The 22,986-nt window shown below is 50.3% G+C and carries 25 protein-coding genes and 1 tRNA gene; 19 read left to right on the top strand and 7 right to left on the bottom strand.

Annotation, left to right across the window (positions count from 1 at the left end):
• Positions 1–26: 26 nt before the first annotated feature.
• Positions 27–1,181 carry an iron-containing alcohol dehydrogenase gene (locus HRH59_RS03835; RefSeq protein ID WP_173499951.1) on the top strand — a complete coding sequence of 385 codons (1,155 nt, stop codon included), beginning with the start codon at positions 27–29 and terminating at the stop codon, positions 1,179–1,181.
• 92 nt (positions 1,182–1,273) lie between these two features.
• Here the strand turns inward: HRH59_RS03835 and HRH59_RS03830 are convergent, their stop codons facing one another.
• Together HRH59_RS03830 and HRH59_RS03825 are read right to left on the bottom strand one after the other, a co-directional pair.
• On the bottom strand, positions 1,274–2,005 hold the full coding sequence (locus HRH59_RS03830; protein WP_173499950.1) for an SDR family oxidoreductase: 732 nt from the start codon (positions 2,003–2,005) through the stop codon (positions 1,274–1,276).
• A 253-nt stretch (positions 2,006–2,258) separates the two neighbouring features.
• Positions 2,259–2,345, bottom strand: a tRNA-Leu gene (locus HRH59_RS03825).
• A gap of 377 nt (positions 2,346–2,722) precedes the next feature.
• On the opposite strand from HRH59_RS03825, the gene leuA reads away from it, so the two are divergent.
• From leuA to leuD, 4 genes are read left to right on the top strand one after another with little or no spacing between them, the layout of a single operon-like run.
• On the top strand, positions 2,723–4,300 hold the full coding sequence (gene leuA / locus HRH59_RS03820; protein WP_173499949.1) for a 2-isopropylmalate synthase: 1,578 nt from the start codon (positions 2,723–2,725) through the stop codon (positions 4,298–4,300).
• 2 nt (positions 4,301–4,302) lie between these two features.
• Positions 4,303–5,391, top strand: a complete 1,089-nt coding sequence (leuB, locus tag HRH59_RS03815; protein ID WP_173499948.1) for a 3-isopropylmalate dehydrogenase — start codon at positions 4,303–4,305, stop codon at positions 5,389–5,391.
• Positions 5,391–6,827: a 3-isopropylmalate dehydratase large subunit gene (gene leuC, locus HRH59_RS03810; RefSeq protein WP_173499947.1), complete on the top strand. Its 1,437-nt coding sequence runs from the start codon at positions 5,391–5,393 to the stop codon at positions 6,825–6,827. The genes leuB and leuC overlap by 1 nt, the downstream gene beginning before the upstream one ends.
• Complete coding sequence (gene leuD, locus HRH59_RS03805; RefSeq protein ID WP_173499946.1) at positions 6,824–7,426, top strand: 3-isopropylmalate dehydratase small subunit; 603 nt, start codon at positions 6,824–6,826, stop codon at positions 7,424–7,426. Before leuC ends, leuD begins: the two co-directional genes overlap by 4 nt.
• 62 nt (positions 7,427–7,488) lie before the next feature.
• Here the strand turns inward: leuD and HRH59_RS03800 are convergent, their stop codons facing one another.
• Together HRH59_RS03800 and HRH59_RS03795 are read right to left on the bottom strand one after the other, a co-directional pair.
• A complete protein-coding gene (locus HRH59_RS03800) occupies positions 7,489–7,767 on the bottom strand; it encodes a type II toxin-antitoxin system RelE/ParE family toxin (protein ID WP_173499945.1) in 279 nt (92 codons plus the stop codon).
• Entirely contained in the window at positions 7,764–8,048 is a 285-nt protein-coding gene (locus HRH59_RS03795) for a type II toxin-antitoxin system RelB/DinJ family antitoxin (RefSeq protein ID WP_173499944.1), read from the bottom strand. The genes HRH59_RS03800 and HRH59_RS03795 overlap by 4 nt, the downstream gene beginning before the upstream one ends.
• A 329-nt stretch (positions 8,049–8,377) precedes the next feature.
• Here HRH59_RS03795 and HRH59_RS03790 point away from each other — a divergent pair, with 329 nt between their 5' ends.
• The 9 genes from HRH59_RS03790 to HRH59_RS03750 all read left to right on the top strand — a co-directional run bounded on the left by HRH59_RS03790 (position 8,378) and on the right by HRH59_RS03750 (position 13,841).
• Positions 8,378–8,668, top strand: a complete 291-nt coding sequence (locus HRH59_RS03790) for a hypothetical protein (RefSeq protein WP_173499943.1) — start codon at positions 8,378–8,380, stop codon at positions 8,666–8,668.
• A gap of 96 nt (positions 8,669–8,764) precedes the next feature.
• Positions 8,765–9,139 (top strand): transposase, encoded by a 375-nt coding sequence (locus HRH59_RS03785; RefSeq protein ID WP_173499942.1) that lies wholly within the window; start codon positions 8,765–8,767, stop codon positions 9,137–9,139.
• Positions 9,091–9,978 (top strand): IS3 family transposase, encoded by an 888-nt coding sequence (locus tag HRH59_RS03780; protein WP_173499941.1) that lies wholly within the window; start codon positions 9,091–9,093, stop codon positions 9,976–9,978. Before HRH59_RS03785 ends, HRH59_RS03780 begins: the two co-directional genes overlap by 49 nt.
• A gap of 103 nt (positions 9,979–10,081) precedes the next feature.
• On the top strand, positions 10,082–10,405 hold the full coding sequence (locus HRH59_RS03775) for a hypothetical protein (protein WP_173499940.1): 324 nt from the start codon (positions 10,082–10,084) through the stop codon (positions 10,403–10,405).
• A gap of 91 nt (positions 10,406–10,496) precedes the next feature.
• The gene (locus HRH59_RS03770) at positions 10,497–10,967 is read left to right on the top strand and encodes a hypothetical protein (RefSeq protein ID WP_173499939.1); all 471 of its coding nucleotides are present in this window, start codon (positions 10,497–10,499) and stop codon (positions 10,965–10,967) included.
• A 122-nt stretch (positions 10,968–11,089) separates the two neighbouring features.
• Positions 11,090–11,677 carry a hypothetical protein gene (locus HRH59_RS03765; RefSeq protein WP_173499938.1) on the top strand — a complete coding sequence of 196 codons (588 nt, stop codon included), beginning with the start codon at positions 11,090–11,092 and terminating at the stop codon, positions 11,675–11,677.
• 107 nt (positions 11,678–11,784) lie between these two features.
• Positions 11,785–12,186 carry a GFA family protein gene (locus tag HRH59_RS03760; protein ID WP_173499937.1) on the top strand — a complete coding sequence of 134 codons (402 nt, stop codon included), beginning with the start codon at positions 11,785–11,787 and terminating at the stop codon, positions 12,184–12,186.
• A gap of 143 nt (positions 12,187–12,329) precedes the next feature.
• A complete protein-coding gene (locus HRH59_RS03755; protein WP_173499936.1) occupies positions 12,330–13,469 on the top strand; it encodes an alpha/beta hydrolase in 1,140 nt (379 codons plus the stop codon).
• Between the two features lie 36 nt (positions 13,470–13,505).
• Positions 13,506–13,841, top strand: coding sequence for a gamma-glutamylcyclotransferase family protein (locus HRH59_RS03750; RefSeq protein ID WP_173499935.1), 336 nt, complete (start codon positions 13,506–13,508; stop codon positions 13,839–13,841).
• A gap of 59 nt (positions 13,842–13,900) precedes the next feature.
• Here the strand turns inward: HRH59_RS03750 and HRH59_RS03745 are convergent, their stop codons facing one another.
• The gene (locus tag HRH59_RS03745) at positions 13,901–14,851 is read right to left on the bottom strand and encodes a hypothetical protein (protein ID WP_173499934.1); all 951 of its coding nucleotides are present in this window, start codon (positions 14,849–14,851) and stop codon (positions 13,901–13,903) included.
• 162 nt (positions 14,852–15,013) lie between these two features.
• On the opposite strand from HRH59_RS03745, the gene HRH59_RS03740 reads away from it, so the two are divergent.
• From HRH59_RS03740 to HRH59_RS03720, 5 genes are all read left to right on the top strand, one after another.
• The gene (locus HRH59_RS03740; RefSeq protein WP_173499933.1) at positions 15,014–15,646 is read left to right on the top strand and encodes a trimeric intracellular cation channel family protein; all 633 of its coding nucleotides are present in this window, start codon (positions 15,014–15,016) and stop codon (positions 15,644–15,646) included.
• Between the two features lie 149 nt (positions 15,647–15,795).
• Positions 15,796–19,461, top strand: coding sequence for an ATP-binding protein (locus HRH59_RS03735; protein WP_173499932.1), 3,666 nt, complete (start codon positions 15,796–15,798; stop codon positions 19,459–19,461).
• Positions 19,461–20,081, top strand: coding sequence for a condensin complex protein MksE (locus HRH59_RS03730; RefSeq protein ID WP_173499931.1), 621 nt, complete (start codon positions 19,461–19,463; stop codon positions 20,079–20,081). The genes HRH59_RS03735 and HRH59_RS03730 overlap by 1 nt, the downstream gene beginning before the upstream one ends.
• Positions 20,081–21,322 carry a hypothetical protein gene (locus tag HRH59_RS03725; RefSeq protein WP_173499930.1) on the top strand — a complete coding sequence of 414 codons (1,242 nt, stop codon included), beginning with the start codon at positions 20,081–20,083 and terminating at the stop codon, positions 21,320–21,322. Before HRH59_RS03730 ends, HRH59_RS03725 begins: the two co-directional genes overlap by 1 nt.
• Complete coding sequence (locus HRH59_RS03720) at positions 21,322–22,185, top strand: DUF7281 domain-containing protein (RefSeq protein ID WP_173499929.1); 864 nt, start codon at positions 21,322–21,324, stop codon at positions 22,183–22,185. Before HRH59_RS03725 ends, HRH59_RS03720 begins: the two co-directional genes overlap by 1 nt.
• Here the strand turns inward: HRH59_RS03720 and HRH59_RS03715 are convergent.
• Both HRH59_RS03715 and HRH59_RS03710 read right to left on the bottom strand, forming a co-directional pair.
• Positions 22,180–22,518 (bottom strand): nucleotidyltransferase family protein, encoded by a 339-nt coding sequence (locus tag HRH59_RS03715; RefSeq protein WP_173499928.1) that lies wholly within the window; start codon positions 22,516–22,518, stop codon positions 22,180–22,182. The two genes, HRH59_RS03720 and HRH59_RS03715, sit on opposite strands and share 6 nt — an antisense overlap.
• Positions 22,511–22,921 (bottom strand): nucleotidyltransferase substrate binding protein, encoded by a 411-nt coding sequence (locus HRH59_RS03710; RefSeq protein ID WP_173499927.1) that lies wholly within the window; start codon positions 22,919–22,921, stop codon positions 22,511–22,513. Before HRH59_RS03710 ends, HRH59_RS03715 begins: the two co-directional genes overlap by 8 nt.
• Positions 22,922–22,986 lie beyond the last annotated feature (65 nt).

Below are 22,986 nucleotides of genomic sequence, written 5' to 3'. Positions count from 1 at the left end.
CGCTGATAACACATACCGGAGTTGTAATGCTGAATTTTAATTTTAAAAATCAAACTGAAATCTTATTTGGTAAAGGCCAGATTAAAGAAGCGAAAAGCCGCTTACCCAAAGACGCCAAAGTTCTGTTGTTATACGGTGGTGGCTCTATTAAACGGAACGGCGTGTACGATGATGTCGTAAAGCTGCTGGACGGCGTAAGCTTTGAGGAATTTGCCGGGGTAGAGCCTAACCCAACGCTGCAAACCCTGATGCAGGCAGTAGAGTTGGTGCGCGCCAAACAGCTGAATTTTATTCTGGCAGTGGGCGGCGGCAGTGTAATTGACGGCGCTAAGTTTGTTGCGGCAGCGGCCCACTTTGACGGCGAGCCGTGGGATATTCTGGCCAAAGGCGCGGCCTTTAGCTCGGCGCTGCCAATCGGCGCGGTATTAACCCTGCCGGCTACCGGTTCAGAAAGCAACGGTAACTCGGTGGTCACCAATAAAGACACAGCACAAAAGCGCGCTTTTGGCTCAGATATAGTGCAACCGGTATTTGCCGTGCTTGACCCGGTATACACCTTCTCATTGCCATTAAAGCAAGTGGGTAACGGTGTGGTCGATGCCTTTGTGCATGTAATAGAGCAGTACCTGACTTACCCGGTTAACGCGCCGTTGCAGGACCGTTTTGCTGAAGGCATTTTACAAACGTTGATCAGCGAAGGGCCAAAAGCCCTGACCACGCCGCAAGATTACGACGTGCGTGCCAATGTGATGTGGTCGGCTACTATGGCGTTAAATGGTTTAATTGGCAAAGGCGTACCACAAGACTGGGCTACGCATATGATAGGCCACGAGCTTACCGCCTTGTTTGGCTTGGATCATGCGCAAACCCTGGCGATCGTGTTACCCACCTTAATGTATGTGCAGCGCGGGCAAAAGCGGCAAAAGCTGCTGCAGTTTGGTCAGCGGGTATTTAATATCAGCAGCGGCACTGAAGATGAAATTATTGATAAAACCATTAAAGCTACCCAGGACTTTTTCGAGCATATGGGCGTAAAAACCCGCTTGTCAGATTACAACCTGGCCGCGGCAGATATTGATAAGTTAGTGGCTAACCTGGAGCGTAACGGCATGACCGCGCTGGGTGAGCACAGCGACATTGATTTAACCAAAGCGCGGCAAATTTTGACGCTGGCGCTGTAACGTTAACCGTAAAGGTTACACCGTAGCGCGGCTGTATGAATAAAAAGCCCCGGCGCATAATGCTGCCGGGGCTTTTGTTAGCTTAACGGGTTTTAGTAGCTTGACTGAGTGGGCTGTACTATCAGTTCATCGACATTAACATCGTCCGGTTGCTCAATGGCATAAGCAATGGCGTTGGCTATGGCTTGCGGTTTTAACGCCACTTTACGAAAATCTTCCAGCCAGGCTTTGGTGGCAGTATCTGTGGTGGTGTGTGCCAGCTCACTTTCTACTACGCCGGGCGAAACCGTGGTAACCCGCACCTTTTGGGTTTCCATACGCAGGCCATTTGAAATGGCGCGTACAGCAAACTTAGTGGCGCAATACACCGCCGCGGTGGGAAACACATTATGCGCAGCGATAGAGGCCACATTGATAATATGGCCGCCACGTTGTTCCATTGCGGTTAAAACAGACTCAATACCGTTTAACACACCTTTAATGTTAACGTCGATCATCTGGTTCCACTCATCGGCTTTAAGCGCTGCCATTGGTGATAACGGCATCAAGCCGGCGTTGTTAATCAGCACATCAATCGGCCCAAACTCCTCTGTAGCGGCAGCAACTACCGCTTTGAAATTATCACGCGATGTCACATCCAGTGCGTAGGCTTTGGCCGTGCCGCCATCTTGCTTAATTGTCTGAGCAAGGGCTTCAAGACGATCGGTGCGGCGGGCGGCAATCACCACCGTATGCCCCGCGTTTGCTAACACTCTTGCTGTGGTTTCGCCGATGCCGCTGCTGGCGCCGGTGATCAGAATTACTTTGGCTTTATTAGTTGTCATAACAAGACTCCTTTGCAGTAAGAAAGGTGAAAACGGGTTACCCCGATGTTTGTTATGTTAGCTACTTAGCCGCTTATGCCGGATACACAAAAGTGTGGGATCATTGCCTGATTATCCAACTTATAAGCTAAAGCTGACGGCAGCAAGCCTGCAAGCAAGGTATCGAATTATTATTGCTGATGGATAGCCGGCAGAATCTGCAAAAGCTGTTGTTTGAGTTGATGTTGTTGAATTGGTGATATACGAGAAGAAATGGTGCCCGGGGCCGGACTTGAACCGGCACGCCCTTTCGAGCGAGGGATTTTAAATCCCTTGTGTCTACCGATTTCACCACCCGGGCAGAGTCGTTTGCGGCAAAGCTCTTGGTAAGACGGCGCGCATCTTATGTAACCTTGCGGTAATATGCAAGCAGTTTTGTTTTCAGATAAAAGTTTTTGCCATTTGGCCATCTATACTGTTGCAGTTAAAAAATAACCATGCTATTACTATTGGCGTTTTGCTAACCAATGTAATCAACAGAGCAATCAATGAATTTTAACCGTCGCGTTTCTACAATTAGCCTCCTCGTGCTCCTCACCGGCGCGCGGGGTGCTGCTTATTGGTAAAAACGTAACGAACCGATAACGCTAAAACCCCGTGCCACTGGCCGGGGTTTTTTGCATTTTAGCCCCGCCACAAGTTGCCACCGATACCGACTAACGGAACAGGAAACACAAGATGAGCGGCGATAATAAAATTTGGATCTTCGACACCACCTTACGCGACGGCGAGCAGGCGCTGCGTGCCAGCTTAAGCCAGAAGCAAAAAATTCAGCTGGCGCATGCTATAGCGCGGTTAAATGTTGATGTAATGGAGGTGGGTTTTCCGGTATCCAGCCCGGGTGATTTTGACTCGGTGCAGCGTATCGCACGCGAAGTTAAAGGCCCGATTATTTGCGGCCTGGCGCGCGCCGTTAGTGCCGATATCGAAGCCTGCGGTGAAGCATTAAAAGACGCAGAGCGCCGGCGTATTCATACCTTTATCGCCACCTCACCGCTGCATTTGCAGTACAAATTGCGCAAAACCTTAGCCCAGGCCAGCGAGCAGGCCGTTGCCGCGATTAAGCTGGCCAGCCGTTATACCGACGATATTGAGTTCTCCTGTGAAGACGCCGGCCGTACGCCAATTGACGATTTATGCTGGATAGTCGAGCGCGCCATCGCCGCCGGTGCCACCACCATTAATATTCCCGATACCGTCGGTTACACCATACCAAACGAGTTTGCCGCCATTATCAGCACCTTACGCAACAAGGTGCCGAATATCGACAAAGCCCGCTTAAGCGTGCACTGCCACAATGATTTAGGCTTGGCCGTGGCGAACAGCATCAGTGCCATTCAGGCCGGCGCACGGCAAATTGAGTGCACGGTAAACGGCATTGGCGAGCGTGCCGGTAACTGCTCGCTGGAAGAAGTGGCGATGATTATCAATACCCGTAAAGATGTATTGGCGCCGCTGTATACCGATATTAAAACTACTGAGATTTACCGCAGCAGCCACCTGGTTAGCCAAATTTGTAATATGCCCATTCAGCCGAATAAAGCCATTGTCGGCGAAAACGCTTTTGCCCACAGCTCCGGCATCCACCAGGACGGTGTATTAAAAGCACAAAACACCTATGAGATTATGGCGCCGGAACAAGTCGGTATTCGCCAGAACGAGCTGAACTTAACCTCGCGCTCGGGCCGGCATGTTATTCAGCACCGCTTAGCCGAATTAGGCTACACCGGCGGCGATTATGATTTAGAAGCGGTGTACAAAGCTTTTGTCGCCCTGGCCGACCAAAAAGGCCGGGTATTTGATTACGATTTAGAAGCCCTGGTGTTTTTTGAAAACATGCAAGAGCAAAACGATTATTACGCGCTGGAGTTTTTAAGCTCGTCTACCCATACCGGCCATGTGGCCAGCGCCACTGTTGGCCTGCGCTGCGGCGATAAAGTGTTTACTGAAGCTGCAACCGGCAATGGCCCGGTTGAGGCGGCCTTCAGTGCAATTGCCCGTATCAGCAAACTGCAAATTAAAATGGTCGATTTTAACTTACAGGCCAAAGGTAGCGGCGAAGATGCGCTGGGCCAGGTGGATATTATTGCCGAGCACGAAGGCCGCCGTTTTCATGGTGCCGGCTTGGCTACCGACATAGTGCGCAGCTCGGTGCTGGCCTATGTGCATGTGCTGAATATGATCCAGCGCGCGCAAACCATCGATGCCCATAAGCACGCCCGTCAGAACACTAACAAGATTGCCGCAGGGGAATAGTCATGAGTACACAGCACAACAAGCACTACAAGGTCGCGGTATTAGCCGGTGATGGTATCGGGCCGGAGGTCATGGCCGAGGCGGAAAAAGTGTTACAGGTGGTAGCGGATAAATTTCAGTTTGGCTTAACGTTAACGCCGGCCTTAGTCGGCGGTGCCGCCATCGACGCCAGCGGCGAGCCTTTACCGGCGCAAACTTTGTCGGTGTGTCAGCAAAGCGATGCCATTTTATTTGGTTCGGTCGGCGGGCCGAAATGGACCGGCTTAGCGCCGGATAAACAGCCCGAGCGTGGCTCGTTATTGCCACTTAGAAAAACTTTCGATTTATTCTGTAATTTGCGCCCCGGCCAAATTTATCCGGCCTTTGCTGATTTATCGCCGCTGCACCCGCGCGTCAGCAGCCTGGGCATGGACGTATTGTGCGTACGCGAGCTGACCGGCGGCATTTACTTTGGCGAAAAAGGCCGCAGTGATACTGATGCCTTTGATACCCAGCGCTACAGCGTGGCCGAGATTGAACGTATTGCCAAAGTAGCCTTTGAGGCCGCACAAAAGCGCAGCAATAAAGTCACCTCAATCGATAAAGCCAATGTGCTGCAAACCAGTATTTTATGGCGTGAAACCGTTGAGCGGGTAGCAAAAGACTACCCGGACGTAACGCTGGAGCATATGTATATCGACAACGCCGCCATGCAGCTGATCCGCAGCCCGCAGCAGTTTGATGTGTTGCTGTGTGACAACCTGTTCGGCGATATTTTATCTGATGAAATCGCCGCTATTGCCGGTTCATTAGGCCTGTTGCCGTCGGCCAGTTTAAACGGCAGCGGCTTTGGTTTGTACGAGCCGGCCGGTGGCAGTGCACCGGATATTGCAGGCCAGGGCATTGCCAACCCGATAGCACAAATTTTAAGTGCTGCTTTAATGCTGCGCTACAGCTTTGGTGAAGAAGACGCGGCGCGCGCTATTGAGCAGGCAGTGCAGCACTGTTTAGAGCAGCATATTGTTACGCGCGATATCAATCCAAAATCGACTTACGGCACGGCAGCGGTTGGCGCAGCTATTGTTGCCACCTTGCGTCAGGAGAACCAGTAATGAGCCAGGCTACTTCTAAAGCTCAAACCTTGTATCACAAAATCTATGCCAGCCATGTGGTGGGCAAATTGAACCCCGGCACCGATTTATTGTATGTCGACCGGCATTTAATTCATGAAGTCACCTCACCGCAAGCGTTCTCCGGTTTAAAATTGGCCAATCGCAAAGTGCGCCGGCCTGATTTAACCTTCGCCACTATGGATCATAACGTGTCGACCCAGCGCCGCAGTATCGACGCGGCTGGTGAAACTTCACGCAAACAATTAGAAGCCTTAGCCGCCAACTGCGGGGAAAACCGCATTCCGCTGTTGGACTTAACCCACCCCGATCAGGGCATAGTGCATGTTATTGGCCCGGAGCAGGGCTTAACCCAGCCGGGCATGATTATCGTTTGTGGTGACTCGCACACCTCTACCCACGGTGCTTTCGGCGCCCTGGCTTTTGGTATTGGTACTTCAGAGGTCGAGCACGTACTGGCGACGCAAACCCTGCCGCAACAGCCGGCTAAAACGTTAAAAGTAGAGATAAGTGGCGAGTTAAGCGTCCATGTTACGCCAAAAGACGTGATTATGGCGGTAATAGGTAAGTTAGGCACGGCCGGCGGCAACGGCTGCGTCGCCGAGTTCAGCGGCAGTGCTATCCGCGCTATGAGCATGGAAGGACGGATGACCCTGTGCAATATGAGCATTGAAATGGGCGCCAAGGCCGGGCTGATTGCACCGGATCAAATCACCTTTGACTATATTAAAGGCAAAGCACATGCCCCTGAGGCGCAGCACTGGGACGCTGCAGTACAGTATTGGCAAAGCCTGTATTCTGATGCTGATGCGGTGTTTGACCAAGTGGTGGAAATTGATGCGGCGACTATTACGCCACAAATTACCTGGGGTACTAACCCGGAGCAGGTAATAGCGGTAGACCAAAGCGTACCGGCACCGGACAGCTTTAGCGATGCCACTAAGCGTGAAGCCGCGATACGGGCGCTGGCCTATATGGGCTTAGAGCCAGGCCAAAAGCTGACCGACTGCAAAGTCGATGTAGTGTTTATCGGCAGTTGCACCAACAGCCGGATTGAAGACTTACGCGCCGCGGCCTCTGTGGTGCAGGGCCAAAAAGTCGCAGCCGGCGTACGCGCTTTAGTGGTGCCGGGCTCTGGCGTGGTAAAGCGCCAGGCTGAAGCCGAAGGCTTAGCCGGCATCTTTAAAGATGCCGGTTTCGAGTGGCGTGAACCGGGCTGCAGTATGTGTTTAGGCATGAATGATGACAGAGTCGAGGCCGGCCAGCGCTGTGCTTCAACGTCAAACCGTAACTTTGAAGGCCGCCAGGGCCGCGGCGCCCGTACCCATTTGGTTAGCCCTGCCATGGCCGCGGCGGCAGCCATTGCCGGTAAGTTTGTCAATATTGCAGCAGTGAATGAACAAGGAGACCGGGCATGAGCCAGATATTTGCACAGGGCTTAGTTTGCCCGCTGGACAAAAACAACGTTGATACCGACCAAATCATCCCGAAGCAGTTTTTAACCAGCGTCAGCCGCGATGGTTTTGCCGAAGCGATGTTTTACGACTGGCGCTATTTGGCCGATGGCAGCCCGAATCCGGAGTTTGTGATTAACAAGCCGGAATATCAGGGCGCCGGTATCCTGCTGACCCGCGCCAATTTTGGCTGTGGCTCCAGCCGCGAACATGCGCCCTGGGCCATTCAGCAATACGGTTTTAATGTGATCATTGCCGAAAGCTTTGCCGATATTTTCTTTAATAACAGCGTTAACAACGCCATGTTGTTAATTCAGTTAAGTAAAACCAATATTGACTTACTGTTTAACCGCTGCCAACAAGGGCCGCAGCATTGGCAAATTGATTTAGCCAGCCAGGAGATCATGTTCGGTAATAACGCCGCCATGGGCTTTAATATCGACGCCGATATTAAGCAGCGATTGTTATCCGGCTTAGATTTTATCGGCAGCAGTGAGCAGTTAAACCCGCAAATAGCGGATTACGAGCAAAGCCGCAAAGCCAGCCAGCCCTGGTTGGGCTAAGCCTGGCAAGCTGTTTACTGCAAGGGCGCATGAAGCGCCCTTTAAGCTCGAACGGGTCAAGGTTATCCGATTGGAAACTGTTGCTTCTGGTGCAGTACCCGCATAATGCGAATGTTGTCGGCATCAAGGGTGTACGACACAATCATAGAGATTTCCGGGATAATCAGCAGCCTGCCGCGAATGCCGTCCCGCTGCACACCCATTAATGGATGTTGTAATAAATTCTCTACTCTGGCTTCAATAATCGCGTCGGTTTTTTCAGCTGCAGCAGGGTTGAAGCCATACAGAAATTCAAAGATCTGTTGCCGATCAATCAGCGACGCTTGTTCCCAGAAGATCATTGCTGCTGGCGTTTGCGAATATTGGCTTTATGTTCAGCCATTTTGGCTTTGGCAGTTGCATGGTCAATAAAAACCGCCTGTCCGGCGTCAAGCTTTTCAAATGCCATGTTCACCTGCTGAGTTAACCAGGCATCATGTGATACGGCTTTACGTTGCTGCTCGGCCAATTGCTCTGTCAGTTCGCGGCAGGCATCACTTAGTGTGCGGCCCTGGCTTTCAGCCATCTGCTGCGCCAAACGTTTTGTTTCTTCATCAACACGAAACTGTATACGGGTATCCATGCTCAGCTCCTGACTTTATGTGTGCACAAATGTTAGCACTGGGTGGGGTTGCTGGCAAGGCGCGGTAGCTTCGTCCACAGCGGTGTTTTTTATATTGTTGCCGGTGTTAGCCGGATGCTATAAGTTAGGTACTTAATGTTGGGGCGCGCAGAAATATAACGCATAGCCTCCGAAAGAGAACGCATGCTCGTTTTTCCAGGCAGTGAAAATAAAATATGAAGATTTATGATTATTTTCCAATGAGTTATCAATCAATATTTCCTCTATCGGAACTGAGAAAACGAGCATGCTCAATAATAAAATGTTATGTGTTTTAAGGAGTAGACAGATTGGCTGAAATATTAGGGGTCTTATTTCCTTCTTTGGTCGCGCTTTATCTGATTGTGAATACACAACTTGATTCTTACCGGAAAAGAATTCGCTTTCTGGAAGTCAAAGTTGATGCGCTTATCAAGCATACTGGCATTGAATTTGACGACAGCACCCTTGTTCCCGTTGAGGTTCATAAGGCGGTAAAAGCCGGTCAAAGGTTAAAGGCTATCCGGCTTTATCGCAAAATTACGGGTGCAGGTTTAAAAGAAGCATCAGATGTAATAGATGGCTTGGTTAAAAACACATAACAAGGCACATCACGCGCCGCCTTCGGCTGCTGGGACGTCAACGGAAACCTCCCCCAATAAAGTAGACGCCTATCATTACGATGAGGTAGGCAAAAAATGGCAAGAATACTTTGTGACCAGCGGGTTGTGGAATATAGCGTTGAGTTTAAGCTAAAGGTTATCGATTTAACCGAGAAACTCAGTGTTACTTCGGTTCAGATAGCGGAAGCTTTAGGGCTACATCCGATAATGGTTTATCGCTGGCGGCAAGAGTACAGGGAGGGTAAATTTGTTGCTCAGCCAACGAGAAGAATCAGTATGACGAAAGAGCCTGGTGAAAAGCCTGTAATCAGTAAAGAAGCTAGCGAGAAAGAAAAGTCGGAACTTAAACGCTTACGCAAAGAGTTGGCTGAGCTGAAGAAGGAAAACGACTTTCTAAAAAAGTGGGACAGGTATCTGAAGGAACAAAAACAGCCAGATTCGGATTCATAGCCGAGCATGGTGATGTATTTGGGATCAGATACCTGTGTGCGCGATTAGATGTTTCGGTAGCAGGATTTTACCGCTGGCAAAATCGTGAATATGCAGAACGAACCTTGCAAAATCGTAGGTTGGCAGAGCGGATCCTAGAGTTGTTTTGTGAGCACAACGGTAATTACGGTAGCCCGAGGATCCATGCTGCGTTGCGACGAGAAGGTGAAGTGATCAATCGCAAACGGGTTGAGAGATTAATGCGTGATATGAGCCTGGTAGGAAAAGTCAGCAGGCTATATAGACGCACGCCCTTGCCAGCAAACCCTTGCATTACTGTGGGTAACCAGAAGCGCCAGGAAGCTGCTCCGGTAGCGGCAAATGAGCAATGGGCCGGAGATGTCACTTATTTAAAGGTGAATGGCCAATGGTCTTATCTAGCGGTGATTATTGATTTGTACTCTCGAAGTATTGTGGGTTGGGAGCTTAGCCAAACCCGAACAGCCGATTTAACGGTGTCAGCCTTGAAAAAGGCGCTGATGCATCGTGAGGTAAAGCCAGGCTTGTTATTTCACAGTGACAGGGGTTCAGAATATGGTGCTTATCTGTTTCAAGATGAGCTGGCCAGAGCTGGAATTAGGCCCAGTATGAACAGACCGAAACATATGACGGATAATGCACACGTGGAATCGTTCTTTAAGACCATGAAAACAGAGACATTCCATGGTTTGGTGTTTGAGTCGGCAACTCAGTTGAGAATGACGCTGGCCTGGTATATTGATAGTTATTACAATACTAGTCGGCTCCATTCATCATTGGGCTTTAATACCCCAAAAGAATATGAAAGTAAGGCAGCATGAAATTGCAATTTAAAAGCGTCTACTTTTTAGGGGGAAGTTTCACGCTAACGCGTTTTTCCGCCAGTGTGCTTTGCGTTATGTGTCATCAGTGGGCAATTGATTTATGAAGCTCGTTTTAAATTCCGAACAATGCCTGGAGCAGCAGGAAATTCTTATTGGTGAAATCATAGGCAATATTGCTGATGAACTGGAACGTGTTGGGTTATCTGGTGAATCATTAAAAGGCGCAACGGGAGCAATTGCTTTCAAAATTGCAGCCATGCTAGATGGAGCTTCAGAAGTAAGTTTCGATGGTTGTGAAGCATTACCTTACATCTGCTTTATTAACAAGGAACAACAAGATCAGCTGATGCATTTAGGTGGCAATACTTACATGCACGAGCTGGTTTACGGCATTCTGGAGGCAATATTCGACAATGCCACATAACAAGGTGCTGTTGTCGCCACTGTCGTGGCTGGGACGGCTTACGCTATGCTCCAGCCGCCCCAAAGCTGCGGTAAGGATTTGAGAGTTTTTCATGAAATCTAAGAAGCTAGAAACTCTTGTTAATGTATACAAGGAATTAGCCGAAGAGCTTGGTAAACTAAATAGCCCAGAATTAGAGCCGCTGTTAAATAGCTGGTCTGTATCTTTGGGCCAAGTCAACGAAATAATCAGTAACCCTGATAACGCAATTAAGCCTTCTCAGCTCGCATCTGGTTTTGAGCAAGGGCTGCGTGACATGCATCTGATGCTAAGCGATTTAAATGTCCAATATAGGTCGCCGGCAATTGGAGTGTTTTATAAAATTGTCGGCTTGCATTTGCCTGGCTTCTTTCAAAAAAGCAAAGCTCAATTGCAGCGTATCGTGGCAAAAGGGCAAATCAAAAACGAAAACGAGTGGTACTTAGTTCGTCACCGGGTAGATGAAATCGAGTGTCAACTAAACAACGAAGCGGAGTTGGCAGTTCTAAATGAACTACTTGGTAATTTCGAAGCAAGCGTATAACCAGTGCATCTTGCGGACAGTCATTACTGGCGGCCTTTTGTGCGTGGCTGCGCCATTTCCGCACAAAATTCCGCCATCCGTTCCTGCGCGCAAATGCGGGCGTTATAAAAGGAAATTATCAAATGCGAAGTCAATATTTAGTCTTTTTATCTTGTATGCTGTTTAGTCTCTGCTGCACTGCGATGGGAGCTGCTCTAACTCTGCAGCCAACGCTGGCCGACTATAAAGATGGTGAAAAATGGGTGTGGAAATATAAAGGGGTAACCAAGGCCGGGGAAGTACGCGCTGATGGAAAAGATACCAAAAAGATAATAAGTAAAAACGGCGAGTTATTCATGGTTACTGCACCTCGCACATTTCCGCTGAGCGATATAGTCAAACCTGTTGATAGCAAGACCTCCCGGTATAATTGGCCTTTACAGGTTGGCAAGAAATGGACTTTCGAAGATCACTGGGAAAGTGAAGACGGCACAAAGGGCTCAACAATTCAGGATGCTGAGGTTCTCTCTTTTAAAGCTGAGACTGTGGATGCCGGAACCTTTATGGCCTACACCATTCAATACAAAGGAAAAATTATAAATACCAGAGGATACAGTGCAAACACTGAAGATATTCACGTCTATGCGCCTGAATTAAAAACATTTATCAAGCTGACTCAGATACAAGATGATTATCTGTATATAGAAGAACTGATTGAATATTCGAAATAATCAAAAGCTAACAAGGCGGTTTTGCTGCAGCTATCGTGGCCGGGACGGCTTACGCTGCGCACCGGCCGTCCCAAAGCTTTCATCCACAAGCCATAGGAGGGATTTTTATGACTAATCACTTTGGTTCTTGTTTGTGTGGCACCGTAAACTTTGAGGTAAAAGGGGAGTTTGACAGCTTTTACCTGTGCCACTGCCGGCACTGCCAAAAAGATACCGGTTCGGCGCATGCGGCAAATTTGTTTTCACATTCTGCTAAATTGGTCTGGCAGTCGGGTGCGGATGTGGTGACGTCATTTACACTGCCGGGTACTCAGCATAACAAGAGCTTTTGTAAGTTATGTGGTTCAGCATTACCAAGCGATCAGATTGCAGGTTTGCTTGTTGTTCCTGCAGGGTGTTTGGACACTGAAATTACCCGGTTGCCAACTGCGCAGATCTTTTTATCCAGCAAAGCGGCTTGGGATCGGCAGTCAGAGATGTTGCCCAAGTTCGACGGACTGCCAGATTGAGTTACTATCAAATACCCGTGGCTGTTGGCGGTCGCACTTAAGTCGCGCTCCGGTGCGGCAGCAACCTATACGTTCGCGCCAACATCGTTTCACTTTCTGATGGCGACTGATATTTTTAGTCTTTTTTAATAAACGGAATAATAATGAAAAAAATAGTTTATGGATTACTGCTGCTTATATTCGGAAGCGCATGGAGCGCTTTGGCTGCGCAGAACTACCCCGAAATTCAACAACTGGTGATTGACAGCACAGTGCTGGGAGAAAAGCGTAACCTGGTGGTGTATCTGCCGGCGGGTTATCAAAACAATAAAGACCATTTTCCGGTTTTATATATCACTGATGGCGATATACAGGGGCCGCATACGGCCGGTAGTTTAGATTACCTGGCAAAGTTCGATCAAACACCAGCAATGATAGTGGTGGGCATAGTAAACCCGCCGCAGACTCGTGTCAGAGATCTGACTGTTACCGGTGCCGATAAGCAAAACACACAGCAGTTAGCTAATGCAGATCGGTTTTTAGCCTTTGTTGAGCAGGAAGTTATCCCTTTAGTTAAACAGCGTTACCGGACTCTGGATTATCAAGCGCTGTCCGGCACCTCACATGGTGGTCAGTTTGCGATTAATGCGCTGGTAAAGCGACCTGGCTTGTTTGATGGTGTTATCGCTATCAGCCCGTCTTTATATTGGAATAAACATCAATTGCTTGAGCTAACAGAGCTGGCAATGAAGAGCAATCAGCTACAGGGGCGTTTATATGTGTCTATTGCCAATGAAGAAGCGGCAATGACAGAGCCATTTCAGAAATTTGTTGAATTGACGCAGCGCTACCAAAGCGAAAAGCTGAAAGTGGCGAGCCAGATTTTTAGCCAGGAAACGCATAACACAACGGTGTTGCAAGGCCAGTACTATGGCTTAAAACACTTATTCTCAGGTTGGGCCATCCCTGAATCGCCGCAAACCTTAGCCGATTTGCAAACTATCTTCGAGAATCGTTCGAAGCTACTAAATACTCCGATGGCTATTCCTGAAGACAGAGCCGCTGGATATGGCCAGTGGTTACAATACCTGAACCGGCAAGATGATGCGCTGGCATTATTGCAGTGGAATCGAAAAACCTATGCTCAATCTTTAAATGCGCATGCAGCCTTAATTAAAGCCTGCTTACATTTCAACATGGCTGATGCTGCCAAAGCTGCATTGCAACAGGCATTTGAATCCATTGATGGATTAAGCGCAGAGCAAAAAGCACAGCTTGAAGGTTTATTTACTCAAGGCGGATAAAAAGCGCTAAACCGCTGCACAATTGGGGGAGAGATTATGCCGAAATTATTTTCTTACGGTACTTTGCAGCAAAAGAATGTGCAGCTGGCTAACTTTGGCCGCGAGCTAAACGGCCATAAGGACATACTGCAAGGTTATATTATCGGCGAAGTGGAAATTACTGACGAGCGCGTACTGCGCGAAAGCGGTAAAGCCTTTCACCCGATTTTACGCCTTAGCGGCAATAATGCCGATGAGGTGCCCGGCACCGTATTTGAGCTGACCGATGCCGAACTGGCACAGGCCGATGACTACGAAGTGGATGCCTATATGCGGCTAAAGGCAGTATTGAAATCCGGCACTGAATGCTGGATTTATGCAGCGGCAGATTGAAGAAAACAGCTGATAAAAAACCCGCTAAGTAGCGGGTTTTATTGGGCTAACGTTTTGGTTTAATTGGCTTGTAGCTTGACGTTGGCGTACTCGATAATGGCTTCCGGCGTTTCCAGGCCTTCAATCGGCTCACCGGTATACAGCTTTTCAAACTGTAACGGCTCGGCAAAGTTAAAGCTCAGCTCCAGCTTGCCCGGGTTATTTACAAAGGCTGTCAGGCTGTCTTTCATCGTTTGTGGCAACGGCTCCAGCATGGCGATATTCATCAGTGCCAACCCTTTAATGGTGTCCAGATCCGGCGCCTGGCCTTGCTCTGCTGCCATGGCCACGGTGCGTTCAATAAAGCCATTGTTTTCAATGGTAACAGTGCCGTTGCTTAGCGCACCGGTAACCAGTTTGGCCAACATTTGCTCCATATAGGCTTCGTCGCCTACCAGCTCTTGTTGTTGCTCCGGCGGTAATTCGCTCATCTCGCGGGCAAATTGCCAAAACTGCTGCATTTGTGCCAGAGTAAAGTTGTAGCCAAGGCTGAATTCGTCGTTAATACGGGTTTGCTGGCTGAATAACAGTTGGCCATCGGCCTGGTATTCGTAGCTGTAGTCGCCATGCAGCGCTACGCTTTGTAAAAAGGCGCTGGCGTGGGGGGGTAACATCTGCAGTACAGCAGGGGCGGCCTTGGCGCCAAGCATTTGCATACTGCCTTTGTCGGCTAAACCCCGTGGTTTAAGGCCTTTGGCAGTGATCAGTTCAATAGTAGCGACGCTGCCCATTTCACCGAAGGAGACATCCAAGCCGCTGATGCTGTAGCTGGAGGTTAGTACATTAGCCGACACATCTTTATAGCTTAATGCGATCTGTGGCATCAGCCCGCTGTCGGCCACGTCGCGGTAGCTTTGGTTGGCTTGCTCAATTTGCTGCTTAATGGCGTTTTCTGCCTGGCTATTGGCATAATACAGAGCGCCGCCGGCAGCTGCCGCTACTACAACCAACGCTATCACTGACTTGTTCATACTCTTCCTTTAGGTGTGTTTGTTAATAAAACGAGAAAATGTTAACACATGCAGCGCTGGCCGAATAGTAAACGCCGCCGGTTTTTTATAGTAACGCGACCTATTTACGCTGTTTCTAAAGCCTGCTAATTTGGCGGCTTATGCGTAGCAACGGCGGCAGATATGGAACACTATTTTCATTGGTTTGATTTACTCGGTATCGCCGTATTTGCAGTGTCGGGTACTCTGGCGGCCTGGCGTAATCAGATGGATGGCTTCGGCGTTATCGTATTGGCCAGTGTTACTGCGATTGGTGGTGGGACTTTGCGCGACCTTATCCTCGATGTGCCGGTAATTTGGATAAACGACAACAGCTACTTTTACGCTATTTTTATCGCGGTGGTGGCTACCATTCTACTGGTGCGCAACCGCTTAACCATACCGCATAATACCCTGCAGTTGTTCGATGCATTGGGTTTGGCATTCTTCGTTATTATGGGCACGCAAAAAGCGTTGGATCACGGTACCTCTACCATGGTGGCGATATTGCTGGGCACCATGAGTGGCGTTTGCGGCGGCATGATCCGCGACGTGTTGTGCCGCGAGGTGCCGATGGTGTTTCGCGGCGAGCTATACGCGGTAACCTGCATTTTCGGTGGCGTGGTATATACCGGTCTGTTGGCGCTGGGTATCGCGCAATTACCGGCTATGTTAAGTGGCATGACGGCGCTGTTGCTGCTGCGGCTGGCGGCGATGAAGTGGCAACTCACTATACCGGTATTCAGTAAACACCATAACGAACTGAACGAGCCTTAGGCGGTTATTGTCCAAGATTGTTGTTACTGCGCCATCTGAACCACAGCCAGCGTTTTTCAAACTGGCATTTAAGCGCATTCCATGGATAATAAGCCGCTATAAAATCACGATAGCGGCGTAAGTTTGCAGTGCCGCTGACAGGATGCGCTATGTCTCAATTACTCCGTATTGTGCTTATTCATACCCATTTGCCGGGTGTGGTAGAACTGCAGTTAGATCAGCACACTAATATTTGCGGCACCAATGCCTCGGGTAAAACCACACTGCAACGGCTGGTGCCGGTGTTTTTTGGCGAGCAGCCCAACCGCGTGGTACCAAAAACCCGTAAGAAATTTGACGAATTTTACCTGCCGTTTTCCAACAGCTATCTGATTTATGAATACCAGCGCGAAGGCGGGGCCGTATGTCAGGTGGTGCTGACGCGCAAAAGCGACGGCGGTGTGGAATACCGCTTTGTTGGTGCGCCATACCAGAGCGATTTTTACCTGACGCAAAGCGAAGATGGCGTAAAAGCCATGAGCTACAGCGACTGGGCGGCGGCGATGCGCGCCCGGCCCGACGTGCAGGTATCGGCCAAAATCAGTGCTACCAGTGAATACCGCAGTATTATTCAAAACGACGCTGCGGCATTACGCGGTAACAGCGCCGACAGCGTGAAACTGCGGCGCCTGGCGGCGGGTTTCAGCCTGGTTGGCAGTGGTCATAAGTTGCGCCATATTGAAAAGCTGGTGAGTGCCGTGCATGCCAAAGAAGGCAAAATGGACACGCTAAAAGCGATGTTGGCGGCCATTTTTGAAGAAGACGGCGTAACCCTGCCTACCACTAAAGTAAAGAATACCAAGGCACGCGAGTGGATCCAGCAGATGCGCCAGTCGATGCGGCTGGACAAACTGCAACAGGACTTTGAGCGTTTAAACCAGCTGGCACAACAGTTAGATGGCAGCGAAGCACAATTGGCGGCACTGTTGCCGTTATTACAGCAAGATGAAAACAGCGAAAAACTGCGCAAGGCTGATGCCGAGCAGCAGTTGAATGCGCTGCGTGGCCAGCTGCAAAGTTTAAAAGAGCAATTCAGCCAGCAGCAACTGGAGCTGAACAGCAATTTGGCCCAGGCTGAGGCTAACCTGCATGAAACCGGCGCCCGGCTGGATCAGTTGCAACAACGCTATGATGAGTTTGATGGCAAAGATATGCCGAAACTGCAGCGCGACAGTGATGCCTTACCGCTGTGGCGTGAGCAGTTGGCAGAAACCCTTGAGCAATACCAGCTGATGGTAGAGCAACACGGCGATTTAGAGCGCCAGTTAGAGCAGCGTAAAATTAAGCTGGCTGAAGCCTTTAACCGTTTAAGCGAGCAGCACCGCACCAAAGCCCGCCAGTTACAACAGCAAAAAGACGCCACCCGCGAGCAACAAGACACTAAGCTGGCGGCATTAGAGCAGGCGTTTCAAAGCCGGCTGCAACAGGCGCAGCAGCAGTTTGCTGATCAGCTGACCGGTATCAGCAGCAGTATTGCGGTATTGCAAAGCCAGCTGACAGCGTCGCAGCTGACAGAAGAAGAATTAGAGCAACAGCGCAGCGCCGAACTGCGTTTAGAGCAGGCACAGCAACAGGCGCAGCAGCAAGCGCGCCAACTGCAGCAATTACAACTGCAGCACCAGCAGGCCCGCTCTGCACGTGATGAGGCCGATCAACAGTTGCAACACAGCCGCAAAGCGCTGCACAGCGCTGAGCAACAACTGCAGCAACTGCATCGCCAGTTAACACCCGAGCAGGGTAGCTTGCGCCATTTTCTGCGCCTGCATTACAACGGCTGGGAGCAAAAGCTGGGCAAGGTGTTGGATGAGCGCTTATTAGAGCGGCAGGATTTACAACCGCACTTTACTGAGCTTAGCGACAGCCTGTATGGCCTGCAGCTGGAATTAACGGCGATAGATACGCCGGATTATGCGCAGGATGAAGCCGCCATTCGCCAGCGGATTAACGCGGCTGAGCAACAGTTGCAACACGCCACGACAGACAAAGCGCAGGCCGAAAAAACGCTGCAACAGCTGCATGAACAAGCCGAGCTCAGCCGCAGCCAGGCAGAGCAGGCACAGTGGCAACTGACGCAATATGAGCAAAATATCGATTACGCCCGTGATGCCCGCAACCGGCTGCAGGTGCAGCAGCGCGAGCTGGCGGCCAGGCGTCAGGCCGATGTCAAAGCCGAACTGGCGGCACAGCAACAGCAACTGGATAAACTGAAACAGCAGCAACAGGCGGATTTACAGGCACTGAAAGCTGACCATAACAGCCAGAAGCTGGAGCATAAAGCCGACTGGCAGGCTGAACTGCAGGTATTTGACGAGCAAATTGACGAGCTGGAGCGCCAGCTGGAACATAAACGCGACGATAACAAAAACCAAATCAAAGAGTTGCAGCAGGCGTTTAATGAAGAGTTATCGGCTAAGGGTATTGATCCGCGCCGCTTAACCGAGTTAAAACAAAAACAAGAACAGCTGAAAACCGATATAAAAGCAGTAGAAGCACGCCAGGATGAACTGACCGCCTGGCAGAACTTTATCAGCCTGGACTGGCAGCAGCTGCGGCCACAGCTGCTGGGCAAAGAAACTGAATTAAAACAGCAGCAGCGCAGCATAAAGCAGGCACTGGAACAGCAAAAAGCCGATTACAGCAGCAGCCAGAAAAAGCTTGAAGAGCAAAAACGCCAACAGCAGGACATCATGCAGCGGGCCGGCCTGTTACTGGAGCAGTTAAAGCCGGTATTCAGCAAATTTGGCGAACTGCATCTGGCCGGTGTTAGTCCTGCCGTACTTACGGTGTCTGCCGATATGATTGAGCGGTTGGCGCGGGCCAATGAAGCACTGGAGCAGCGCAGTAAACAGGATAATGCCTTAAAAGCTGCGCTGGAGCAGTTTGAAACCGTGCTGAGTAAAGATGCCGGGCCGGAGTTTTTAGACCGGCTGCAACACGAAAAACGTCAACTGCCGGACTATGCCGGTAAACGCCGGCAACTGCCGATATTACACAGCCTGCTGCAAATTTTAAAAGATGCGCAGCAGCAACTGCTGGAAATGGGCGAAAACATTGGCGGCGATCTGAAAAAGTTCTTCACGGTGTTCAGCGACATTAATAAGCGTATTGCGCAGCAAAGCCGGCGGTTAAGTGCTGCGGTCGCGGATGATTTGGTACTCGATGGCATCAGCCGCTCTGAGGTGCGCATTTTATCCACTATTGACGAGTTGGGCTTCTGGCAGCCGTTAAAGCACTTCGCCAAGCTGTACGACGACTGGGGCGAGTCGGGTAAAGTGTTGCCGTCCGAGCAATACCTGAATGCGCTGGCCGATGTGGTAGAGCTGCTGCGCGCCGACGAGCAATACAGCATTGAGTCTTTGCTGCGCCTCGAGCTGCATTTAAGCGAAGGCGGCTCTGAGCTGGTGATTAAAAATGATCGTCAGTTGCTGGAGTCGTCCAGCCACGGTATGGCGTACTTAATTTTATGTAAGTATTTACTCGCCTTTACCCGCTTACTGCGCGGTGACGCTAAGGTTGCTATTCACTGGCCGATAGATGAAATCGGCACCCTGGCGTATCACAACGTGGAAAAATTGTTTGCCGCCTGTAGCGCTAACAACATTATTATCGTCGGCGCCTTTCCTAACCCGGAGTCCGACGTATTAATGTTGTTTCAACACCGTTATTTAATTGAGCCCAGCCAGCAAGACCCGGGCAAACGCCAGTTAAAACGCATTCAACCTAAAGTCAGCCGCTTAGCCGAACGGCTGGCCGGTAAACAGCAGGAGGCCAGCTGATGTTACAACACGGACCTTTACTCGAGCGCCTGCTGGCCGGTGATTTTATTTGCCGCGTAACCGACGAAGATGCCTTCCGGCATTTAAGCGATGAACAAACCCAACAGGATATTAATCACTACCTGCGGCCGCTGAACCGCCGTTTGGTGGCCAGCGACGATAGCAGCGTGTTTTTTCTCGGTTATCAGGAACTGACAAAACAGGCGCGCGAACAGCTAAGCAGCCAGTTTGCTTTAACGGTGCAATCCTTGCTGCCGTTGTTGGAATGGCTGCAACTGGTGCAGGAAACGCTGGGGCGTGACAGTGCGCTAACCGCCGGCGACACCATTAAACTGCAGGAATTTGTACTGCGCACCGAAGATAACCAAAGCCTGCGTCAGCGTTTAAATCAACTGGCCGGCGATCGGTTTTTTAACAGCCAGAGCGAGCAGCTGGATAACCAGGTAAAACTGATTTTCCGCCGCTTAAAAGAACACGGCTACCTGCTGCAGCCGCACCACGACCGCCAGTACTATATCGTCACCGGCAAAATTGACTATTTAATTGAGGTTATTCGCTTTATCCGTGATGAAGAACACCTGCCGGTAGATGACACGCCCAATCAGGAGGCCTTGCTCTGATGGTTGCTGCAGAACCGGCTGTTGCCTCTAACCTGTTTACTATCGGCGCCGAGCGTTTAGCCTTATTGGGCAAGCATCACAAAGCGTTGATGCAGGGTTATCTGGACGGCTTTGTGGATGAAACGGTATTTAGCGAAGCCGCGCTGAAAAAACTTATTGCGGCGCGCATTTTATGGCGGCCGGACGAGCAGCAACCCTTGGCATTGCGGCCTTTGGTTAGCGAGCTGATTGCCAGTATGGTGGCCGATGAAAACCGCCGCCAGATCAATGCCGACGTAGCAGAAAAGCTGGAACAAATCCGCAACCGCGTGCAGGCCTATCGCGATGCGCAGTTCAAAGGTGACTACAGCGTGGCCGAGCTGCAACTGCAGCGTTTAACCGAACACGTGCACGACTTAAGCGGCCAGTTTGAAGAAGCGATAGACAGCCTGTGGCACCGGCTTAACAGCGACTTTGGTTTTGTCGCCAGCCTGGACGATAAAATCCGTGAAAACGAACGGGCGCAAAAGCAACTACGCCGCTTGCTGGATGGCCTGGCGCTGCTGGACTTCAACGAGTTAATAGAACTGGCCGAAGGCAACAACCACTTACGTAAGCTGTTGGTCAGTCAGCTGCAAAGCCAGCTTAGCTCGCATCACAGCAGCTTGCTGGAAGTACAAAAGCGGTTGGTCGAATTACTGGCAAAATTCCGTCAGCAGCAGGCGCGTTCGTTACTTATTGCCAATATGGCGGCGTTTTTACGCCAGCACCCGAAATATCAGCCGGCCGATTACGCCAACCGCAGCGAGCTACCTGCGTTGTTTAACCAGGCTGCTGCCATAGTGCCCAAGGCAGCGATAGCACTGGATAACGCCAGCGAGCGGCAAGTGTTAGCCGGCTTAGTGCGGGCCTTGCCACGGCAACAGAGCCTGACCTTACCCGATACGCCCGGCGCCAGCTTTGCTGTGCAGTGGCAGGATGAAACTATAGCTGCGCGCCAGCAGGCGCTGAAAACCGACGTGGAAAACTTCTACCTGCGCGTTATCGACCACGGCGGCAAGTTAAGTGCGCTGGAGTATCTGGCGCAGCAGCAACTGCAGTGGGACAGCGAAATCTGGTTGTATCAAATTATCGCCGAATATCAGGCACTGCCGGTGGATGAAAAACGCATGTTTGCCATAGTGCGTGACGAAGCGCCCGCCAGCAGCATGAATCAGTTGCTGCTGATCCGTGATATCAGCCTGCAGTTACAGGCGGCCTAGTGCAGCCTGTTCTCAGCCCCGCCGCCTGCCTTTTTCTGCGCCAATTAGCGCCAAAGGTAGCCGCGCAGGGCCGGGTTAAAAAGGCCACCAGTCAAAAAGCGGTGCAAGAAGTGTTAAGCTGGTGCCTGACCCAGCAGCTAAGCAGCGTCTCTGCCAGTTGCCTGCAGCGACCGGAATTCTACTTTGAATCAGGTTTACTGAAGCAAATCGCCGGTGTGCAACAAGCACTGGGCCAGCCAGATTTTCGTATCGACATCAGTACCCTAAGCCGCACCGACGCGGCCAATATCAGCACCATTGAGCAAAAAAGTATTGGTATCAAGCCGCGCCAACAGCGGGTGTTAGTGAGTCTGGCTCAGCCACAGCTTGTTGCCGGAATAGCAGCGCAAGTGTTGGATATAGACTGGCAACAATTACCGCTGGCGCAGTTTGATGCGCTGTTGGTGGTAGAAAACCTCGACTGTTTTTACCAGCTGCACGCCTTTACGCTGGTACTAACTTACACACAGCCACTGATAATCTATCGTGGAGATACGCTATACAGCAAAGGCTGCAAAGCGCTGAAAACCGCCTGGCTGAAGCAAAACAAACCGGCGTTGTACTTTGGTGATTTCGACGCCAAAGGCGTTAGCATCGCCCTCAACGAAGGCTACAGCGCCATGCTGTTGCCGGAGTTTGCCACACTGCAACAACACGCCAGCACCACTATGCTGCCGGATAAACAGCTTAGCTTTATCGCTGGAATCAAAGCTAAAACGTTCGCCGCTGAATTGCAGCCGTATATGCAGTTACTGTGCGAACAGCTTGAAGGACTCAGACAGCAGAATATGCAGGGTATGAGAATAGCAGAGATAAATCTATAGGCCTGACTCTGGCCCTTGATCTGTAGCGTTAAGCACGAGTTTCTGCTCTGCAATCACCTGTCGAAACCGCTCTGAAGTGGTAGCCCAATCTACTAAATCGACTTTCCACGGCAGGTCTGACTCGCTAAAGGCTTCTGCTACCTCGGCCAACAATGCCAGCGGTAAAGGTGTATCAGTGATAATGGCCAGATCTAAATCCGAGTAGGGTTTGGCATTGCCTTTTACCCTAGAGCCAAAAGCCCATACTTCATATTGCGACAGGTAGCGCTGCAAAATGGCGCTGACTTGTTGCCATTCACTATCGCTGAGCTGTAACCCTGCAGGTTTAGCCACGAGCCAGGCGCTCTGTTAACTGTGTTGCCAGAAACTGTGCCTCAGCAAGAAAAGCCGGTATGCCGGCTACAACCTGCAACGCAATATCTTCATCATAGGTGTGGCTGGTTTTACTGCGCATATCGCGGTAACCACGCCAGGCCGGCCAGTCGCCTTGCAGTAAACCTTGTTCATTGGCAGTGCGGATCAGATCTGCAAACGGCATGACATCAAACTGATCTGGCGAGGCTGAACTTTGTTCAAGATAGCGCTTTAGCATTTTGTGACTGATTTCATAAGTAAATTCAAACCGTTGCACCAAACCATCCCGAATTTGAATATCGCTGATGTCCTGCCGATAACGCTGTAAGCCTTCACTTAGCCTGGCAATTGCATTCATTAATGGGCTGATATCTAAAGACATGTTAATCCAGTTTGGTTCTGTAGTATTGCTGTCTAGCTTAACCCGGCACTGCAACCCTTGCCAGC

Origin of the sequence: Rheinheimera lutimaris (assembly GCF_013283795.1) — a bacterium.
In the GTDB taxonomy this organism is placed as follows: Bacteria; Pseudomonadota; Gammaproteobacteria; order Enterobacterales; family Alteromonadaceae; genus Alishewanella; species Alishewanella lutimaris.
The sequence above is the reverse complement of the archived record's forward strand: the minus strand, read 5'-3'. Positions and strand labels throughout refer to the sequence as shown.

Bases quoted from the DNA above. Each gene is read 5' to 3' on its own strand.
- HRH59_RS03835 (WP_173499951.1), top strand. From the start codon at position 27: ATGCTGAATTTTAATTTTAAAAATCAAACTGAAATCTTATTTGGTAAA.
- HRH59_RS03830 (WP_173499950.1), bottom strand. From the start codon at position 2,005: ATGACAACTAATAAAGCCAAAGTAATTCTGATCACCGGCGCCAGCAGC.
- leuA (WP_173499949.1), top strand. From the start codon at position 2,723: ATGAGCGGCGATAATAAAATTTGGATCTTCGACACCACCTTACGCGAC.
- leuB (WP_173499948.1), top strand. From the start codon at position 4,303: ATGAGTACACAGCACAACAAGCACTACAAGGTCGCGGTATTAGCCGGT.
- leuC (WP_173499947.1), top strand. From the start codon at position 5,391: ATGAGCCAGGCTACTTCTAAAGCTCAAACCTTGTATCACAAAATCTAT.
- leuD (WP_173499946.1), top strand. From the start codon at position 6,824: ATGAGCCAGATATTTGCACAGGGCTTAGTTTGCCCGCTGGACAAAAAC.
- HRH59_RS03800 (WP_173499945.1), bottom strand. From the start codon at position 7,767: ATGATCTTCTGGGAACAAGCGTCGCTGATTGATCGGCAACAGATCTTT.
- HRH59_RS03795 (WP_173499944.1), bottom strand. From the start codon at position 8,048: ATGGATACCCGTATACAGTTTCGTGTTGATGAAGAAACAAAACGTTTG.
- HRH59_RS03785 (WP_173499942.1), top strand. From the start codon at position 8,765: ATGGCAAGAATACTTTGTGACCAGCGGGTTGTGGAATATAGCGTTGAG.
- HRH59_RS03775 (WP_173499940.1), top strand. From the start codon at position 10,082: ATGAAGCTCGTTTTAAATTCCGAACAATGCCTGGAGCAGCAGGAAATT.
- HRH59_RS03770 (WP_173499939.1), top strand. From the start codon at position 10,497: ATGAAATCTAAGAAGCTAGAAACTCTTGTTAATGTATACAAGGAATTA.
- HRH59_RS03765 (WP_173499938.1), top strand. From the start codon at position 11,090: ATGCGAAGTCAATATTTAGTCTTTTTATCTTGTATGCTGTTTAGTCTC.
- HRH59_RS03760 (WP_173499937.1), top strand. From the start codon at position 11,785: ATGACTAATCACTTTGGTTCTTGTTTGTGTGGCACCGTAAACTTTGAG.
- HRH59_RS03755 (WP_173499936.1), top strand. From the start codon at position 12,330: ATGAAAAAAATAGTTTATGGATTACTGCTGCTTATATTCGGAAGCGCA.
- HRH59_RS03750 (WP_173499935.1), top strand. From the start codon at position 13,506: ATGCCGAAATTATTTTCTTACGGTACTTTGCAGCAAAAGAATGTGCAG.
- HRH59_RS03745 (WP_173499934.1), bottom strand. From the start codon at position 14,851: ATGAACAAGTCAGTGATAGCGTTGGTTGTAGTAGCGGCAGCTGCCGGC.
- HRH59_RS03740 (WP_173499933.1), top strand. From the start codon at position 15,014: ATGGAACACTATTTTCATTGGTTTGATTTACTCGGTATCGCCGTATTT.
- HRH59_RS03735 (WP_173499932.1), top strand. From the start codon at position 15,796: ATGTCTCAATTACTCCGTATTGTGCTTATTCATACCCATTTGCCGGGT.
- HRH59_RS03730 (WP_173499931.1), top strand. From the start codon at position 19,461: ATGTTACAACACGGACCTTTACTCGAGCGCCTGCTGGCCGGTGATTTT.
- HRH59_RS03725 (WP_173499930.1), top strand. From the start codon at position 20,081: ATGGTTGCTGCAGAACCGGCTGTTGCCTCTAACCTGTTTACTATCGGC.
- HRH59_RS03710 (WP_173499927.1), bottom strand. From the start codon at position 22,921: ATGTCTTTAGATATCAGCCCATTAATGAATGCAATTGCCAGGCTAAGT.